This is a genomic window from Aquimarina spinulae (assembly GCF_943373825.1).
Lineage (GTDB): Bacteria > Bacteroidota > Bacteroidia > Flavobacteriales > Flavobacteriaceae > Aquimarina > Aquimarina spinulae.
On record NZ_CALSBP010000002.1, the window covers coordinates 3,474,777 to 3,492,877 of the forward strand.

Here is an 18,101-nt window from a genome sequence, read left to right on the forward strand (position 1 = left end):
ATCCAAACAAAAAATTATTAGTAACATGAAAATTTCAAAAATATTATCATATATCGTACTGGCTATAGGCGCTATAGGAGCTATTTTACTGTTCTTAATGAGCAATAATTTTGATGGCCTTATGGAAAAATATGGTATTACAGAAACCAAAGACTTTGTTAGAGAAGGAGGGTCGATGGATGTTTTAAAAGAAGCAACATCTTTGGTGAATCCATTATATACTCTTACAGTTATTGTTATTATAGGTGTAATAGCCGTTACTTTGATAGCTGTTTTCTCTTCATTAGCTAAAAACCCTGGAGGTCTTAAAAATACTGCAATCGGTATTGTTGCTTTCCTTATTGTTGTAGGGATTGGTTTTGTTGTGGCAGAAGGAGTAGAAGCTCCTTTAAATGATGGAGGAGTACTTTCTGAAAGTGGCTCTAAATGGGTAGGAACAGGATTGTATACATTTTACTTTTTGGCTGCTATTGCGGTTGGGTTAATGTTCTTTTCTGGTATTAAGAAACTAATTAAGTAAACAATTATGGCAAGAAGAGCAGCACCAGAAGTTAATGCAGGGTCTATGGCAGATATTGCATTCTTACTTCTTATATTTTTCTTGGTTACTACCACGATCGAAACCGATACGGGTATTAGCCGTAAACTCCCTCCTCCTCAAGAGGAAGAAATAGAGCCGCCAGTTCTTAAACAAAAAAATATTTTTGTTGTAGAATTGAATAAGAATAATGATTTATTGGTAGAAGAAGCTCCTATGGAATTGAAAGATCTTAGGGAAGCTGCTATTAAATTCTTAGATAACGGTGGTGGAAGAGGAGAAGAGGCATGTAGTTACTGTCAAGGAGATAGAGATCCTTCTTCTTCAGATAACCCTACTAAAGCGGTAATCTCTTTAAATAATAATAGAGAGACAAATTACGGTGCATATATAGCAGTTCAAAATGAATTGGTGGCAGCGTATACTACATTGCGTAATAGAGAAGCACAGCGTCTTTTTGGTAAGACATTTGAACAAATGGAAGCCGATTTTAAAGATGTGAATTATTCTGGAAGTAAGACTAAACTTAAAGAAGATATCAAAAAGATACAATTTTTGTTTCCTGAAAAACTTTCAGAAGCCGAGCCTAAAAAATAGAAATAACATAAAACAGAATTCTTATGTCTAAATTTAAAAAGAAAAAGAGTGGTGAATTACCTCCCGTTTCTACGGCATCATTACCGGATATTGTATTTATGTTATTGTTCTTCTTTATGGTTGCAACGGTGATGCGTAAAAATACGCTAATGATAGAAAATAAATTACCTTCTGCAGACCAGATAGAAAAACTAGACAAAAAAAATCTAGTAATGTATATCTATGCAGGAAAACCTAGTTCAAGATATCGTGCAAGTGCAGGTAGCCAAGCTAGAATTCAGCTTAATGATAAATTTGCTGATGTAAGCGAAGTAAAAGCATTTGTATTGGCCGAGAGAGCAGCAAAAAGAGAGGAAGAAGTTCCTTTTTTAATTACAGCTCTTAAAATAGATGGAAATACCAATATGGGTCTTGTAGGCGATATCAAAAAAGAATTAAGAGAAGTTCAGGCGTTAAAGATTAATTATACAACCAAATCTGGTAAAGCTTCAGATAATTTTAAATAACATAATGTTATTTATTATTATCGGAGCATAAATGTCTAAATGATATTGTAAATCCTGCCTTCGGGCAGGATTTTTTAGTACTACTCTTTCCGCTATTTCCAAAAAATGGCATAACAATTGTTGCTAATTTTATAGTAGCTGTGATCTATCATTTTATAGCATCAATATCTAACCTTCCAAAGTGATATTGAATACATAAGTAAAATGGTTATAATATGAAATGAACTCTCAAGCCTTCTAAAATATACATAATTTGCTTTTATTTCTGCTAAGAGATAATATGAGTTATGGAGGTTTTTCTGATGTAGTTTCAACTTGTTTTTCTTCTGCATATTTCTTGTCACTTATGATCATAGTTTCTTGATTTTGTAAGTAATTATTAATTAAATATGTTTATTATGGCAAGAAGAGCAGCACCAGAAGTTAATGCAGGATCTATGGCAGATATTGCATTCTTACTTCTAATATTTTTCTTGGTTACTACCACGATCGAAACCGATACAGGTATTAGCCGTAAACTCCCAGCTCCTGAAAAGGAGAATGTAATTCCCCCAGTTCTTAGGCAAAAAAATATTTTTGTTGTAGAATTGAATAAGAATAATGATTTATTGGTAGAAGAGGCTCCTATGGAATTGAAAGATCTTAGGGAAGCTGCTATTAAATTCTTAGATAATGGTGGTGGAAGAGGAGAAGAGGCATGTAGTTACTGTCAAGGAGATAGAGATCCTTCTTCTTCAGATAATCCTACTATAGCAGTAATCTCTTTAAATAACAATAGAGAGACAAATTATAGTGCATATATAGCAGTTCAAAATGAATTGGTGGCAGCGTATACTACATTGCGTAATAGAGAAGCACAGCGTCTTTTTGGTAAGACATTTGAACAAATGGAAGCCGATTTTAAAGATGTGAATTATTCTGGAAGTAAGACTAAACTTAAAGAAGATATCAAAAAGATACAATTTTTGTTTCCTGAAAAACTTTCAGAAGCCGAGCCTAAAAAATAGAAATAATATAAAAACAGAATTCTTATGTCTAAATTTAAAAAGAAAAAGAGTAGTGAATTACCTCCCGTTTCTACGGCATCATTACCAGATATTGTATTTATGTTATTGTTCTTCTTTATGGTTGCAACGGTGATGCGTAAAAATACGCTAATGATAGAAAATAAATTACCTTCTGCAGACCAGATAGAAAAACTAGACAAAAAAAATCTAATAATGTATATCTATGCAGGAAAACCTAGTTCAAGATATCGTGCAAGCGCAGGTAGCCAAGCTAGAATTCAGCTTAATGATAAATTTGCTGATGTAAGCGAAGTAAAAGCATTTGTATTGGCCGAGAGAGCAGCAAAAAGAGAGGAAGAAGTTCCTTTTTTAATTACAGCTCTTAGAATAGATGGAAATACCAATATGGGTCTTGTAGGCGATATCAAAAAAGAATTAAGAGAAGTTCAGGCGTTAAAGATTAATTATACAACCAAATCTGGTAAAGCTTCGGATAATTTTAAGTAGCATAATGTTATTTATTATTATCGTAGCATAAATGTCTAAATGATATTGTAAATCCTGCCTTCGGGCAGGATTTTATATGATTTCGTTTTGTTTTTATAAACTTTCTCTTATTTCTAAAGAAATAGATTTATTTTAGTGATCTATATGAAAAAATTGTTTGTATTCATTGTATGTTATTTGTTTGTGTTTCTTTCTTCAGGACAGGAAACCAAGCAAGATTCTACTCAAGAAATAGAGATAGATTCTTTATATCGAGAAGATCAGTTTTATGTAGGCGTAACATTTAACCTACTGCTTAATAAACCAACAGGTGTGAGACAATCTGGTTTTTCTGGAGGACTACATTTAGGATTTATACGAGATATGCCAATCAATAAAAGGCGCAATATTGCTATAGGTCTGGGGCTAGGGTATTCATTAAACGTGTATAATCAGAATTTGTTTATAGGGGAGGAAGAAAATACCGAGCAGAGTATATTTAGTAGTTTAGAAGGTGTCGATTATAGTACTAATAGATTTACCACGCATTTGGTAGAAGCTCCTTTTGAGTTTAGATGGCGTACATCTACTCCTGAAACCCATAAATTTTATAGAATTTATACAGGTGTTAGAATGGGGTACCTGTATTCTTTTAATTCTAATTTTAAACAACCAGGAAATCGGGTGAGACAAACGAAATTAGATGAATTAAACCGATGGAGGATAGGGGCAACATTTACTTTTGGATGGAACACTTTTAACTTTCATTTCTACTATAGTTTGAATACCTTATTCAATAGCGATGCTACAATTCAGGGAGAGGCTGTAGGATTGAATACTGCAAAAATTGGATTGATGTTTTATATTTTATAACCAGAAATTTGCTAAAGTAAGCTGCGGAATTATCCCTATTAGAAACCCTAGGATCAATTCTAGATTGCTATGTGCTTTGCAATGTAATCGGGATGTGGCGACCAGTCCGTTAAAAATCATCAGCATAGCTATTAGAATAGTTAAATTAAGCCCAAAATGAATACTTAGTGCCACAGTAAACATCGTGATTCCGCTAATCCCAATCATATGTAAGCTTGCTTTTATGTTAAATAATACCATAAAAATTGCACTTAACGAGGAAAACAGAATTCCTAAAAAGAAAAAATATAACTCTGGATAATGATATACATCAATAACCATTTTGATGACCACTATAAGTAAAATAGATTGCAGTAATAGTGGGATTTTACGTTGTTTTACGTTTTCGAGGTGTATCGAGGTAATGGTTCCGGTACTTTTCAATAAAAAGAATAATACAATAGGTATTAGGATGGTAAGAATAATTAGCCCAAAAACTTTGGCTCTAATAATTTCGATAGGAATAAATCTTGGAGCTGTACTAAAATAAATTATGGCACCTAAAAGAGGCATCAATAATGGATGTAAAATATAAGAAACACTTCTAAGAAAAAAATTCATTAAATTTTCTTTCGTAGTCTGGCAACAGGAATATCTAATTGTTCCCTGTATTTGGCTACAGTTCTTCTGGCTATAGGGTACCCTTTTTCTTTAAGGATTTTAGCAAGCTTTTCATCCGTAAGGGGTTTTTTCTTGTCTTCTTCACCTATAGTTATTTCCAGTATTTTTTTAATTTCTCTGGTAGAGACTTCTTCACCTTGATCATTGGTCATGGACTCAGAAAAGAACTCTTTAATAAGTTTTGTCCCATAAGGAGTATCTACATATTTACTATTTGCTACTCTTGAAACGGTACTTACATCCATAGAAATCTCATCAGCAATGTCTTTTAAAATCATTGGTTTAAGATTTCTTTCATCTCCACTAAGGAAATAACTTTTTTGATAGTGCATTATTGCACTCATAGTAATAAAAAGTGTCTGCTGTCTTTGTTTTACAGCTTCGATAAACCATTTTGCAGCATCTAATTTTTGTTTAATAAATAAAACAGCATCCTTTTGAGATTTAGATTTTTCTTTACTGGCTTTATATCCCTGAAGCATATTGTTGTATTCTCTGGATACATGAAGCTCTGGGGCATTACGACCATTTAGCGTTAACTCAAGTTCTCCATCTACAATTCTGATTGTAAAGTCAGGAACCACATGTTCGATCAAACGATTGTTTCCTGCATAAGCGCCTCCTGGCTTAGGGTTAAGGTTTTCAATTTCATCAATAGCTTCTTTTAACTGTTCCTCGGTAATGTCAAATTTTAATAAAAGTTTGTCATAGTGCTTTTTGCTAAAATGATCAAAAGCTTTTTTGAGGATTTCTGAAGCTAATTTTATAGGGATAGTAGTTTCTTTCCTGTCTAATTGAATCCAGAGACATTCTTGCAAATTACGAGCACCAACACCCGCTGGATCCAGCTGGTGAACAATTTGTAAGATGTTTTCTATTTTTTCTTCGGTAGTATATACATTTTGAGTAAAGGCTAAATCATCTAAAATATCTGACAAAGATCGTCTTATATAACCGCTTTCATCAACGCTACCAACAAGAAATTCGGCTATTTCTCTTTCTTCATCATTAAATCGATACGTATTTAGCTGGTTAACCAAATGTTGATGAAATGATGTTCCAGAGGCGTAGGGAACACTTTTTTCTTCATCATCAGCACTATAATTATTAGAGCTTAGTCTATAACTAGGAATCTCATCATCACTAAGATATTCATCAACATTGATGTCTGCTTCTATCTTTTCGGTCCCATAATCCTCTTCTGCAGAGTTTTCATTACTAAACGCATCTTCAAATTCATCTGCTTTATCTTTTCCACTATCAAGAGCAGGGTTTTCTTCCATCTCTTGTTTCAAACGTTGTTCGAATGCTTGCGTAGGAAGTTGAATCAACTTCATGAGTTGAATCTGCTGTGGAGAGAGTTTTTGAGAAAGCTTAAAATTTAATTGTTGTTTTAGCATAAAAATTATCAATGTTCTTCTACTCACAAAAATAAACAAAAAACACTGTTTTTAAATAAGTATAAGACGGTTAGTTTATTTACAAAAATGCTATAAAACCATAATTGTAATGATTTTATTTTTGGCTGTAATCAATAAACGGGCCAAAAGTAGTTATAATATGTAATAAACGAGTTTTTTTTAAGACATAAACCAAACAATGTTGTTTGTTTAATGGTAAGATATAAAATGGTTTTGTCTCATTGAGATAGAATCGGGGGATAAAATAAAATATGTACGTCTCTTTTAAATGTTTTTTATTCTGGTGTATACAGAAATCCAAGAAAGGACGTACATAGAGCAAACACTAAGGAACGAATAACTTGCTTTTAATAGCATAAATAACCAAACCTGTTCTGTTTTTAAGGCTTAGTTTTTCAAAAATAGAATCTCGATATCCTTCGATCGTTTTTGGACTTAAGCACATGTCGTTTGCAATTTCTTTATATGTTTTCTCGGTACAGGCATGTTTAATAAACTCTACTTCCCGATCTTTGAGCACAACATTGTTTTCTTCTTTAGGATTTAGGGAGCCCAGAAGTAAATTGGTAACATCTTTTGTGTGGTAAAAACCTGTTTCCTGTACCTGGATAAGCGCGTTTTCCAGGATGCTTTTTTCGGTGTCTTTTAAAAGATATCCTTTTGCACCTGCTCTAAGCATTTTAAGGATCGTATTTTCATCTTCTTCTACAGACAGTGCTAATACCTTAACTTGTGGGTATTGTTCTTTTAATGCTGCCGTAGTTTCAATCCCATTCATAATAGGCATGTTGATATCCATAAGTACGATATCAGGGATGTTTTTAGGATCTTTAAATCGGGTAAGTAATTCTTTACCGTTTTTACAGATGTATAAAATTTTAAATTTGGCAAACCCATTAACCAGTCCAGATAATGCCTGGGATAGTAAAATATGGTCTTCTACAATTACTACTGAGTATTTCATGATTGATAATACTTATTATTTGTGTGAATAGTTTTCTATGCAAAGTTAGTTAACTTCATTGTCTAATGCCATCGAACTTTCTTTTTTATATGGATAGGTTAGTGTTATTGCTGTTCCTTCCCCTTTTTGCGATGTTATTTGTACAATGGCATCGATTAATTTTCCTCTGTTTTGCATATTACTTAATCCTATCCCTCTTTTGGTAGGACATTCTATCTGATCAAAACCAACGCCATTATCTTTTGCATGGATCACCAATTTTTCGGTGTCGTAATGTACATCAACATCTAGATTTGAAGCTTTAGAATGTTTGATAGTATTGGTAAAGAATTCTTGCAATATTCTAAAGATGATGATCTCTGCTTTGTCATCTAGCACTTCAACCTCTTCATTACTGGTGATCGCAGCTTTAATAAACTGCATACGATTAAATCGTTCTATTTCTAATGTTATAGCTTCTGTAAGACTTAAGCTTTTTATAGTATCTGGGTTTATCAATTTTGATAATGATCGCAGTTCTGTAAGACTTTTGGTTATAGTCTCGGTAACCTCTTCTAGTTTTTTTGGGTCATCTTGTGCTATATTTACTTGTATTTTGGCCAGCGTGAGTAGCTGGCCAATATTATCATGTAATTCCCAGCTAATGTTACGTAATGTCTCTTCTCTGATCTCGATCTGGGTCTCTGCAATAGCTTTTTCAAACTTTTTCTCAGATTCCTTTTGTTGTAACAAAAGACTGTTCTTCCTTTTTTGAAAAATCAAAAAGAGAGAAATCATTAAAATGATAATTACAACAAGTACTACACTTGCAATTAGTATTGCTGTTTCTTTTTGCTCCATATAAAACCGATAATAAAACAAATATTCATTATCACTGTTAAAGTAAAATTTACTAAAAACAATATAGTGGCATCTGTTAATTCATTATAATAGTTTCTTAATATTCTAAAAGGTATATTCCCTACAAAATATATCAATAGACCAACACTAATCCAGAATAGTAAGTTTCTCTTGGCATTTAATACTTTTTCAGAATTTAATATTTCTCTAAAATATAATGAAATAGTAATAATCACAGCAAAAGCAGCTATTATATATGGTATACTTTGGAATTTAATAAAATAATTTTCGTAAAAACCATTAATAATAAATATGATTAGATATGTTATACAAAGTATTAATGCAATTTTTTTACTCTTTTTTTCATTTAGGTAACTTCTATATAAAATTAAGATATAAGTAAAATTAATTACATTATAAATATTAATGAGCAATACGTTATCCCAATTTTCACTTCTAATGTAGAGTCCAATAATTTCATTGATGGCAACATACCACAAAAGAAAAATAAAATATTTGAGGACATGAGTGTTTTTATATTTGTAATAATATATTGTTGCAACTATTGCAGTCAAAGCTTCTAGTCCAACACCAATTTCCATTAAAAGAGTTAAAAAATCGTTACTTAAATTCATCTAATTATTGTTCATTTCCTCTTGGAGGTGACCCCGTTAATTCATTAGCAATTGTACTATTTTCACCAAACATATTTGTACTTATGCTAAAATTAAAAAGACTTGCCTTTTGCATAGAGCTACCATTTGCTGATTGCCCTCTAGAATCTGTCCCAATTTTATCTTTTAGAAGTTCGACTTTAAGGTCATTGCTAAGAGTATATCCTAGATGCATCGTTTCTTTACCCACCTGTTTTGCGATCGTTGGAGTAATAAAGATGGTTTGTCTATGCGCATATGCTGTATCACCATCGTCGCGCTTATAATCATTAGCATATGCGCCAAAATAAAATCGTAAACCAGAGGGCTTAACATTAGCTTCTTTAGAAATTCGTTTGATATATGCCAAGTAATTGTATAAGTCGTCTAGGTTATAATATAATGATCGGGTGGCCTTAAATTTTTCTTGACCCGAATGTTTTTGAATATAATCATTTGTCCATTTTATACGAGTAGTATCATAATTGTGATACAATTGTGAAGCAAATTCCAAATCAATAATGTTACTTGGTTTTCTGTCATTGATTGTACCTAATTGCTCTTTTAGCTCTGCTATTTCTTGTTTTAATTCTTTAATCTGTTTTAAATACTTGTCATTATCGTGTTTCTTGTCACAAGAACTTAAACTCACTAGAAACAATGCTGTTATTGCTACTGTTTTAGTTAGATTGATTAGTTTGTCCATTTTTTTGGTTTATTAAGATGTTTGTTAATGTCTCGGCCCCCTGCCGAAAATAGATTAGTTAAATCTTTTGATTTGCATTAATGTGTTTCCCAGAATTAAAAATACTATTATTCTGTAGTTTTAAAAAAGTAATGGCATATTTTGTTAAAATAAAAACACGTCAAACCATTGGTAATAAGTGTTTTTGAGGTTGTTGTTGGGGTTTTGGAGTATATGCGAATTTTGAAAAAAGGGGGGTTTACCCCTTTTTAAAAAAGGGATTCGACTCTTTTGTAACTTTAAAATTCTTCTTGTAAATACCTGCAAAAAGGATGCATTCTGTATAATACACAAGCGCGATTTTTATAAAAAGAATTATAGAATGATTTTTTTAACAGAAATTCTATTTAGTACTCTCTATTTTTTTTAAACGTTGTTTTTATCAAGAATACCTATTGGAAACTGTTTTTCTATGAATTAAAAATCCGGTTATAAAACAGCTATTCATAATAATAGTAAAAATACTATTTAGGATAAACAGCGTTGAGGAATCGTTATGATTTGCATAATAATCTCTTACAATACGAAAAGGCATTTTTCCTACATAATAAATCAATAAACCAACACTAATCCAAAACAAAAAATCTTTAGTGCTTTCCTGAATTTGCTCTGATTTTAATAATTCTGCATAGTAAAAAATAATAGAAGTCATTAATAGAAATGCGCCTAAAAGAAATGGTATGCTTTGTAATTGAACTAGATAATTTTCATAGAATCCACTTATAAAAAGAGTGAGTACATAAAGTATTATAAAATACATGATAAAGCGTTTACTGATTTTTTCTTTGATATGCTGGTGGTACATAAAAAACAAAAATAAGAAAGTAAGCGTGGTAGATATATTATATAATATTAGATTATTAGAATTAGGAAACCAATGCCTTGTGTTATACCCAATAATATCATTGATAAAAATATAAATCAGAAAAATCGAAAACCATTTTAATAAACCTTTGACCTTATAATTAAACAAAAAAAACAGCCCGGTGAGCGCAGCAATGCATTCGCTACCAAAAGCAATCTTTCTCAATACTATTAGGAGTTCGATTTTAGTGACCATATTCTGGAGGAGTTGCTCCTAGTTCATTGGCAATAAGACTAAATTTATCATTGTCATTTCTTCGCCCTAAAAAGGATACATCATCTGCCTCACTACGATTTCGTCTAAAATGACTAAACCCATTGTTTTTATCTAATAATTCTACTTTACCATCATTGTTAAGTGTGTATCCTATATGTAAAATATGATTGTCGTATTTTTTTTCTAAGGTAGGAGCAATGAAGATGGTTTGATGTCTTGCGTTTCTGTCATTCCCCGTAGAGGAAACATATGTATCGGGATATAATGCGAAGTAAAAACGTAACCCGGTTGTTTTTACATCTGCTTTTTGTGATAACTCATCGACATATGATAAATAGTTACGTAACTCAGAGATTTCATAAAACATCGACCTTGTGGGGTTAAAAGAGCCATCGTTTGTTACCGAATTAACAACTTCGCTAATTAGATCAGCTCTATCATCATAGGCTTTATATATTCTTTGTGCTTGCTCAAAACTGATGATATTTTTTGGCCTACTTCGATTGGATTTTTCTTGACCTAGTTTTCCTTCTAAATCCTTAACTTTTGTTTCTAAGGTTTCAATTTTTCTTAGATATTCTTCTTCTTCAAGAATTTCTATAGTTGAGTCCTGTTGGCAGGAATGTAAAAAGAATAAGCTAGTAGTTAATGTTAGAAATAAGGCATACCATGTACTGCCTTTCGTTGGTTTTTTCATGACGATTACTTTTGGTTAAAAATTATTATTTTCCAATGTAAGAGTCTTCGTGTTTGGTTTTAAGAATACTCATGATATTGAAAGTCTATTTTAGGTATTGTGTTGATATATAGGGAAATACCTAAAATAGACTTTCAAAAATACAACTATTATCTGATTATAAAATTATTCCTTGTAATGTGTAGAAAAATAAATTACCCTGTTTGGAGAAGAGAAGAAAATAACAAGTTTTATTTTTGCAATATAAGTTCCATTTTGATATTACTACGTTGATAGGGAGGGTGATCTTCCATAGGAATTTCTTTAAAACCATATTTGCCATAAATGTAGATTGCGTTTTCTAAAATTCTATTGGAGTATAGACGTAATTTTTTCCAACCTTGAGTTGTAGAAAATTCAATACAAAATTCTAGTAATTGCTGCCCGATTTTTTGACCTTGAAATTTTGGAGAAACAGCCATTTTCCCTAATTCATAAATACCATCTTCGATCTTGATTAGTGAAAAAGTGCCGGCTATGGCATTGTCTGTTTTTGCGAAAAAAATAAATCCACCTTCATTGATAATGGTGTCCTCACATTGTTCTAATAACGCTGCGTCATGTGGTTCTACTACAAAATATTTTTCTAGCCATTCTATATTAAGAGCTGCGAAGTCTTTTGCGTATTTTGAGTCAAAAGGAATGATAGAAGTGTTCATTGCGATATTAATACTTTAAAATTTATGATTTGCCTTACGATTTAAATATTAATGAGTAAGGTCATTATTATATTCTGGGTTAAACCAAGCCATGTGAATAGGAGTTTCTATACTATGATCAAGATTTTTGATTTTTTGATGGTGTTTTCCTTCATTTATGAATCCTAGTTTTTCATAAAATTGAATAGTATTTGTGTTATTCTCCCGCACAAATAATTCAACACGAAGGATATGAGGATATGACGTTTTGATTTTGGTTAAAAAACTGGTAAAAAGCAATTTTCCGAGACCTTGCCCCTGAAATTCTGGATTAACGACAATGGTAAGATCTGTTAATATATGTCTGAATGCAGAAATAGGAATACGATATGCATGAATTTCTGCGATGACTTGATGTTCATATTCTAGATGAGGAATTGCCAATATCAAACCATCAGATATGCTTTTATGTACAAAATCTTGTATGTAATCTAGAGTGATTTCACTTGATACTCGTATGATCCCACCAGATTGTTTGCCAATTTTTTTGTAAAGCTGATAAATATTCTGAATATCTGATACCTGTACTGGTCTTACTATATGCATTATGAGGTGTATTTTTCTAGTATTTGTTGATGTAATGGTTTCTCTCTTAGTTTGCTTTCGAAATGAGTAATATGATCTGCAAGATTTGCAGATGAGAAGGTTGTTAATGTTGTTACTTGCTGATCAATTACTTCCCATAGCGGAATCATAATTTGATGTGTTTCATTACCCTTTTTGGTTAATTGAAATAGTTTTTTTCTTTTATCAGATGTATCGATTTTATACTCAACTAAGCCTTTTTCCATTAGTTTTTTTAGTGCTTGGGTGATTGCAGGTTGTGTGTAATGTAGTTTTTCCTGTATATCTGTAGTTGTAGTATGACTTTGATCTATGATGATTTTAAAAATGGGAAATAGATAAGGGTCAAAATTAATATTACAAGAAGTATATACAATTTGAATTTCTTTCATCACAAATTCGCTTAGGCGTTTTAGTCTGGACCCTAAACCCAGTTCTGCGTATTCTTGTAATTTATCTTGCATAAGTATTTATATAAGTACTTATACAAATATATAAAACGTTTTTTAATTATTGAAATAGTAGGAGGTAGTACAACATTTATAGACCCCGAAAAATTATATTTTGATCTATAATTTCTTTAACTTTTAAACATTTCACCAGATGGTAATGGAGATTCGGGGGTGTCTAACTTTTGTATTATGGTAGTGCCATTTAACCCTTCTTTGCGTAATAACCAGTAGTCATTAAAAACCGATTTATAACAGATTTCAATTGTTATTTTTTCTTTTCTTTCATAAATCCAGTGTCTTAATCTTGGATCATGTGCAAGCTGCATCCAATAGAAACTTTCGTTAGCAGAGATTACAGAGTTGTAAATTCCTCTATTAGAAATCCCAGTACTTATGGAGTCAGGAACTTTGGCTTTGCCAAAAAGATCCCACCAGTCTTTTACGACCTTCCCATTGTATGTAATTCTAACTCCCTCGATTATAGCAGGTCCTGTGCCTTTATTGTGTAAAGGAATTTTTAAATATTGTAGTGTTTTATCAGACCAACTTTGATCAAAACCAACGGATAACCTAGGCCAGGCATTTGATTTGCTCTAATAAAATATCGGTTTGTTTATTCATGATTGAGGCTTGTCGCATAGAAACGATAAGAGCAGCACCACTTATGATTAATACGGCAATTGCCAGAAGCATTTGCGAATCAAACTTTTTTTTCATTTTCAATAAGACTTATTATATACCTGGAGCAATATAAGAAATTCACAATACTTCATTAACTCCAGGGTGTAATATATCTTTATGGTTAAGGAACTCTACAAATGTGTAGTAGGGTATTTAATACTTAGAGAAATTGATAATTTGTTCAGAATACTCGCCTAATAACAGCCCGATAGAATTTAATGATCCTTCGAGTTCATTAAGATCTAGATTCGCTATCTGTAGCGTATCTCTAAAAATTACTTTATCACCAGTTTCGTCTAGTACAAAAGCGCCATGTATAATATCTCTATTTTTTTGTAATAGACTACGGTATACGACTTCATTTTTATTTTTGATAGTGCAGATGTGCTGTTCCATTATTAAAATGGGTGGTGCAATCCCAAGAATCATATTTTTAATTCCTTCGGCTTCTTTGCTGATCATAATAATACCTTCCCTATTGTTTTCATGGGTAATATCATATTTAAGTTGTAGTAAATACTTTTTTACTACCTGATAATGATCTTGCATTAGATGGTTTTTTGATAAATGAATAATTATGTATGACTGATTTTCTTTAGTATATCAATATTACAAAAAGTAGCACAAATTTTCTGCAATATCTTTGGCTAAATTAACGAGATAAAAAATAAGAGTGATCATGGGTATGAATGATTTAAGTTAATAATTAGATGTTGTGCTAAAATTTTTAGTATAATCCTCAGTATTTCTTAGGAAAAGAATAAAATCGTGAAGTATTTCTACTAAAATTAGCTTTTTAATAGAATATTAGCTAATATTGTTAGTGTAAATGTACAATTATTTTTTATAATTGCAAATAAAATTAGCAAAAATGTCTTTTTTCGGAAAAAACATAAAAAAAATACGTGGAGTAAAAGGTTTAAGTCAACAAGCCTTTGCTGAGCTTTTTGATCTAAAACGTGGTACATTAGGCGCATATGAAGAGGGTAGAAGCGAACCAAAAATAGAAACAATTATTAAGATTGCTAATCATTTTAGCATTGCAATAGATGATTTATTAACGAATGAACTTACCGTAAATCAACTTCTAAAGTTTAAAGGGGATCTTACCACTTATGCAGAAGATGTGAAACGAGAGAAATTTGCAATCGTCCCTTGTATAACAGAAAGTACAGCTAATGATTATATTACTTTATATAATGCAGAGGGTTTTATTAAAGAATTACCAACCATGCAATTACCGGTAAACCCAACTAAAGAGTTTAGAGGATATACCGTAAGTAATCTCGAGATGACATCACATGATAAAGGTTTTTATCCAAAGGATGTTGTAATAGGAGAAAAAGTTCCTCCTACAGTGATTAAAAAATTGAATAATGGGACATTGGTTTTTGTAGTTGTCGAGAATAAACTAATCTTTAGAAGGCTATATGTTTTAAAAGGTAATGCAGTACTAAGGGCCGATCATAAAAATATTGAAGACTCATCATTTCCTATATCAGATATTAAAGAACTATGGAGAGTGCGGTATGCATTTTTTAGACGTATACCAGAATTTGGTGACCTGGTTGAAGACAAATTGTTGTTGATAGAAAAGGAGCTCTTGCGAATGAAAGAGAAGCTTAGGTAGTTAGTCATATAATTTGTTTGAATTCGAAAAATCTTTTAAATATTCTTTTATTTTTTTTAAATGAACATCCACTGTATGTTTTAATTCATAAGAAGAATATTTTAATTTACTTTGAAATTTACCAAACATGATCTATTAATTCATTGGATATCAATTAGATTATGTATTGTATTTGATATTTAAATTTGGTATCTTGATCTATCCCATGTTATGATGAGTGATAAATAATCTCTTATCTTAATATCTATCCTAGAACAAATAGCTAACAATGTTAGTGTTGTCTGTTAATTTATGCTCTGCATTATATTGGCAAAAACAATGTTTTTTATATCTAAATTAATCCAATACTATTATCTCTATTGATGATACTATTTAAGCAGTACCTAATAATATAATAAAGGTTGAGAGGTGTAGGTGAGTTATTTTTCCAACATAAAATTAAGAATTAGCTAGCTACGACATACCACGATGAGACAAGAGTTTAGAATGTATTTTATGAAGAAGTATGGTATTTCTTGAATAAATTCAACAAACCCATTTAGTAGTTTTATAGGAGGAGGTAATAGTTTAATAGATTTTATATATCGAATGTTTAAAATCAATAATATTTTTTTATCATAAATTTGAAAGAACATAAGAACAAATAATCATCTAATAAAATCTACAGCAAATGGAAAATAAAAACCTCAAGAGTACAGAGTCTCACGGTTCAAATCATCATGGTAATGGTATGGGTGAGTGTCCTTTTATGAATGGTACACTTAAGCAAGGTGCGGGCACAGGAACTTCTAATCGCGATTGGTGGCCGAATCAATTAAACTTAAATATTCTTCGTCAACATTCTTTATTATCCAACCCTATGGATGAAGAATTTGATTACAGTAAAGAGTTTAAAACTCTTGACCTTAAAACAGTAAAGAAAGATCTTTTTAAACTTATGACCGATTCTCAGGATTGGTGGCCAGCTGATTATGGTCATTATGGACCTCTTTTTATTCGTATGGCATGGCACAGTGCTGGGACTTATCGAATTGCTGATGGTCGGGGAGGTGCCAGTTCAGGAACTCAACGTTTTGCACCATTAAACAGTTGGCCAGATAATGCCAATCTAGATAAAGCCCGTTTGTTATTATGGCCGATTAAACAGAAATATGGTAAGAAAATTTCATGGGCAGATCTTATGATTCTTGCTGGGAATTGTGCTTTAGAATCTATGGGTTTTAAAACTTTTGGTTTTGGAGGAGGACGTGAAGATGTTTGGGAACCTGAACAAGATATTTATTGGGGTGCCGAGACCGAATGGTTAGGTGATAAACGTTATACAGGTGACCGAGAGTTAGAGAATCCTCTGGGAGCAGTTCAGATGGGATTGATCTATGTAAACCCCGAAGGACCTAATGGAAATCCTGATCCAATTGCTTCGGCTCATGACATTCGTGAAACTTTTGGCCGTATGGCGATGAACGATGAAGAAACAGTTGCCCTTATTGCTGGTGGGCATACGTTTGGTAAAACACATGGTGCTGCTGATCCAGATAAATATGTAGAGAGAGAACCGGCCGCTGCAGGTATCGAGGAGCAAAACTTGGGTTGGAAAAATAACTTTGGAAGTGGTAATGCAGGAGATACTATTACTAGTGGGTTAGAAGGAGCATGGACCAGTACTCCTACAAAATGGAGTAATAATTTTTTCTGGAATTTATTTGGCTACGAATGGGAACTAACCAAGAGCCCCGCAGGGGCACACCAATGGATACCAAAACACGGAGCTGGTGGCGATAGCGTACCCGATGCACATGACCCCTCTAAACGTCATGCACCAATTATGCTTACCACAGACCTTGCTCTACGAATGGATCCTGCTTACGAGAAAATTTCAAGACGTTTTTATGAAAACCCCGATGAATTTGCAGATGCGTTTGCTCGCGCATGGTATAAACTAACACATCGTGATATGGGACCTATTGCAAGATATCTTGGCCCAGAAGTACCTAAAGAAGAATTAATTTGGCAAGACCCGATCCCAAAAGTTACAGATGCATTAATAGATGATCAGGATATTGCCAGTTTAAAAAACAAAATACTTTCTTCGGGGCTATCTGTTTCTCAATTAGTATCTACTGCCTGGGCTTCAGCATCCACATTCCGCGGTTCTGATAAACGTGGTGGTGCAAATGGTGCACGTATTCGTCTTACACCACAAAAGAATTGGGAAGTGAATAATCCGACTCAGTTAACCAATGTATTAGAAACTTTAGAAAGTATTCAACAAGAATTTAATAGTTCAGCATCTGGAGATAAGAAAGTTTCATTAGCAGATTTAATAGTCCTGGGCGGCGCTGCAGGAGTAGAGGAGGCAGCAAAGAATGCAGGACATAAGATTGCAGTACCTTTTTCACCAGGGAGAGCAGATGCATCACAGGAACAAACCGATGTAGAATCGTTTTCTGTTCTGGAGCCTGTTGCCGATGGATTTCGTAACTATAAGAAAACAAAGTCTTCTATCTCTGCAGAAGAAATGTTGATAGACAGAGCTCAATTATTAACACTAACTGTACCCGAGATGACAATACTTGTTGGTGGTCTTCGAGTGTTGAATACGAATTTTGATCGATCTCAACATGGAGTTTTTACTCAGCGTCCCGAAGTGCTTACAAATGATTTCTTTGTCAACTTACTCGATTTAAGCACTACCTGGAAAGCAACTTCTGATGCTCAAGAAGTATTTGAAGGATGTGATCGTGCTACAGGAGAAATAAAATGGACAGGTACCCGAGCCGACCTTATATTTGGTTCTAACTCTGAACTAAGAGCTCTTGCCGAGGTTTATGCTAGCAAAGATTCTGAAAAGAAATTTGTAGATCAATTTGTTGCAGCATGGTGTAAAGTCATGAACCTTGATCGATTCGATTAAACAGACTAAACTATAAAAAGAGTAAAACAACAGGTGGTTTGTTGTCAAGCCACCT

The 18,101-nt window shown here is 32.5% G+C and carries 22 protein-coding genes; 8 read left to right on the plus strand and 14 right to left on the minus strand.

The genetic code is table 11. The annotated features are described in order from the left end of the window. The first annotated feature begins 25 nt into the window (after window positions 1-25). The 6 genes from NNH57_RS20380 (at window position 26) to NNH57_RS20405 (ending at window position 4,007) form a co-directional block, all read left to right on the plus strand. Complete coding sequence (locus NNH57_RS20380) at window positions 26-520, plus strand: hypothetical protein (RefSeq protein ID WP_074409566.1); 495 nt, start codon at window positions 26-28, stop codon at window positions 518-520. A 6-nt stretch (window positions 521-526) separates the two neighbouring features. Beyond that, entirely contained in the window at window positions 527-1,135 is a 609-nt protein-coding gene (locus NNH57_RS20385) for an ExbD/TolR family protein (protein WP_074409567.1), read from the plus strand. A gap of 23 nt (window positions 1,136-1,158) precedes the next feature. Continuing rightward, window positions 1,159-1,641: an ExbD/TolR family protein gene (locus tag NNH57_RS20390; RefSeq protein WP_034240623.1), complete on the plus strand. Its 483-nt coding sequence runs from the start codon at window positions 1,159-1,161 to the stop codon at window positions 1,639-1,641. Between the two features lie 398 nt (window positions 1,642-2,039). After that, entirely contained in the window at window positions 2,040-2,648 is a 609-nt protein-coding gene (locus NNH57_RS20395) for an ExbD/TolR family protein (protein ID WP_108808226.1), read from the plus strand. A gap of 24 nt (window positions 2,649-2,672) precedes the next feature. After that, entirely contained in the window at window positions 2,673-3,155 is a 483-nt protein-coding gene (locus NNH57_RS20400; RefSeq protein ID WP_254504228.1) for an ExbD/TolR family protein, read from the plus strand. 144 nt (window positions 3,156-3,299) lie between these two features. Next, on the plus strand, window positions 3,300-4,007 hold the full coding sequence (locus NNH57_RS20405) for a porin family protein (protein WP_074409740.1): 708 nt from the start codon (window positions 3,300-3,302) through the stop codon (window positions 4,005-4,007). On the opposite strand, the gene NNH57_RS20410 is transcribed toward NNH57_RS20405, so the two are convergent. From NNH57_RS20410 to NNH57_RS20475, 14 genes are all read right to left on the minus strand, one after another. Further along, on the minus strand, window positions 4,002-4,607 hold the full coding sequence (locus tag NNH57_RS20410) for a hypothetical protein (RefSeq protein ID WP_024772278.1): 606 nt from the start codon (window positions 4,605-4,607) through the stop codon (window positions 4,002-4,004). The two genes, NNH57_RS20405 and NNH57_RS20410, sit on opposite strands and share 6 nt — an antisense overlap. After that, window positions 4,607-6,067, minus strand: a complete 1,461-nt coding sequence (rpoN, locus tag NNH57_RS20415; protein WP_074409739.1) for an RNA polymerase factor sigma-54 — start codon at window positions 6,065-6,067, stop codon at window positions 4,607-4,609. Before rpoN ends, NNH57_RS20410 begins: the two co-directional genes overlap by 1 nt. A 346-nt stretch (window positions 6,068-6,413) precedes the next feature. Continuing rightward, entirely contained in the window at window positions 6,414-7,055 is a 642-nt protein-coding gene (locus NNH57_RS20420) for a response regulator transcription factor (protein ID WP_108807944.1), read from the minus strand. A gap of 42 nt (window positions 7,056-7,097) precedes the next feature. Beyond that, window positions 7,098-7,892, minus strand: coding sequence for a sensor histidine kinase (locus NNH57_RS20425; protein WP_108807943.1), 795 nt, complete (start codon window positions 7,890-7,892; stop codon window positions 7,098-7,100). After that, window positions 7,865-8,527 (minus strand): hypothetical protein, encoded by a 663-nt coding sequence (locus NNH57_RS20430; protein ID WP_132065776.1) that lies wholly within the window; start codon window positions 8,525-8,527, stop codon window positions 7,865-7,867. The genes NNH57_RS20425 and NNH57_RS20430 overlap by 28 nt, the downstream gene beginning before the upstream one ends. 4 nt (window positions 8,528-8,531) lie before the next feature. Further along, window positions 8,532-9,251, minus strand: a complete 720-nt coding sequence (locus tag NNH57_RS20435) for a hypothetical protein (protein ID WP_108807941.1) — start codon at window positions 9,249-9,251, stop codon at window positions 8,532-8,534. 421 nt (window positions 9,252-9,672) lie between these two features. Beyond that, on the minus strand, window positions 9,673-10,350 hold the full coding sequence (locus tag NNH57_RS20440; RefSeq protein WP_108807940.1) for a hypothetical protein: 678 nt from the start codon (window positions 10,348-10,350) through the stop codon (window positions 9,673-9,675). Beyond that, the gene (locus NNH57_RS20445; protein ID WP_108807939.1) at window positions 10,340-11,068 is read right to left on the minus strand and encodes a hypothetical protein; all 729 of its coding nucleotides are present in this window, start codon (window positions 11,066-11,068) and stop codon (window positions 10,340-10,342) included. The genes NNH57_RS20440 and NNH57_RS20445 overlap by 11 nt, the downstream gene beginning before the upstream one ends. Before the next feature lie 230 nt (window positions 11,069-11,298). After that, window positions 11,299-11,766, minus strand: a complete 468-nt coding sequence (locus NNH57_RS20450) for a GNAT family N-acetyltransferase (protein ID WP_108807938.1) — start codon at window positions 11,764-11,766, stop codon at window positions 11,299-11,301. 48 nt (window positions 11,767-11,814) lie between these two features. Then, window positions 11,815-12,351: a GNAT family N-acetyltransferase gene (locus tag NNH57_RS20455; RefSeq protein ID WP_082995004.1), complete on the minus strand. Its 537-nt coding sequence runs from the start codon at window positions 12,349-12,351 to the stop codon at window positions 11,815-11,817. After that, window positions 12,351-12,833, minus strand: a complete 483-nt coding sequence (locus tag NNH57_RS20460; protein ID WP_108807937.1) for a MarR family winged helix-turn-helix transcriptional regulator — start codon at window positions 12,831-12,833, stop codon at window positions 12,351-12,353. Before NNH57_RS20460 ends, NNH57_RS20455 begins: the two co-directional genes overlap by 1 nt. 116 nt (window positions 12,834-12,949) lie before the next feature. Next, window positions 12,950-13,147, minus strand: a complete 198-nt coding sequence (locus NNH57_RS20465; RefSeq protein WP_108807936.1) for a hypothetical protein — start codon at window positions 13,145-13,147, stop codon at window positions 12,950-12,952. A gap of 244 nt (window positions 13,148-13,391) precedes the next feature. Next, on the minus strand, window positions 13,392-13,538 hold the full coding sequence (locus NNH57_RS20470) for a hypothetical protein (protein WP_159099221.1): 147 nt from the start codon (window positions 13,536-13,538) through the stop codon (window positions 13,392-13,394). Window positions 13,539-13,655: 117 nt separating this feature from the next. Next, complete coding sequence (locus NNH57_RS20475; protein WP_074409727.1) at window positions 13,656-14,051, minus strand: type III secretion system chaperone family protein; 396 nt, start codon at window positions 14,049-14,051, stop codon at window positions 13,656-13,658. A 322-nt stretch (window positions 14,052-14,373) separates the two neighbouring features. Here NNH57_RS20475 and NNH57_RS20480 point away from each other — a divergent pair, with 322 nt between their 5' ends. Together NNH57_RS20480 and katG are read left to right on the plus strand one after the other, a co-directional pair. Then, window positions 14,374-15,132, plus strand: coding sequence for a helix-turn-helix domain-containing protein (locus NNH57_RS20480; protein WP_074409726.1), 759 nt, complete (start codon window positions 14,374-14,376; stop codon window positions 15,130-15,132). A 670-nt stretch (window positions 15,133-15,802) separates the two neighbouring features. Beyond that, window positions 15,803-18,046: a catalase/peroxidase HPI gene (gene katG, locus NNH57_RS20485; RefSeq protein WP_074409725.1), complete on the plus strand. Its 2,244-nt coding sequence runs from the start codon at window positions 15,803-15,805 to the stop codon at window positions 18,044-18,046. Window positions 18,047-18,101: the final 55 nt, after the last annotated feature.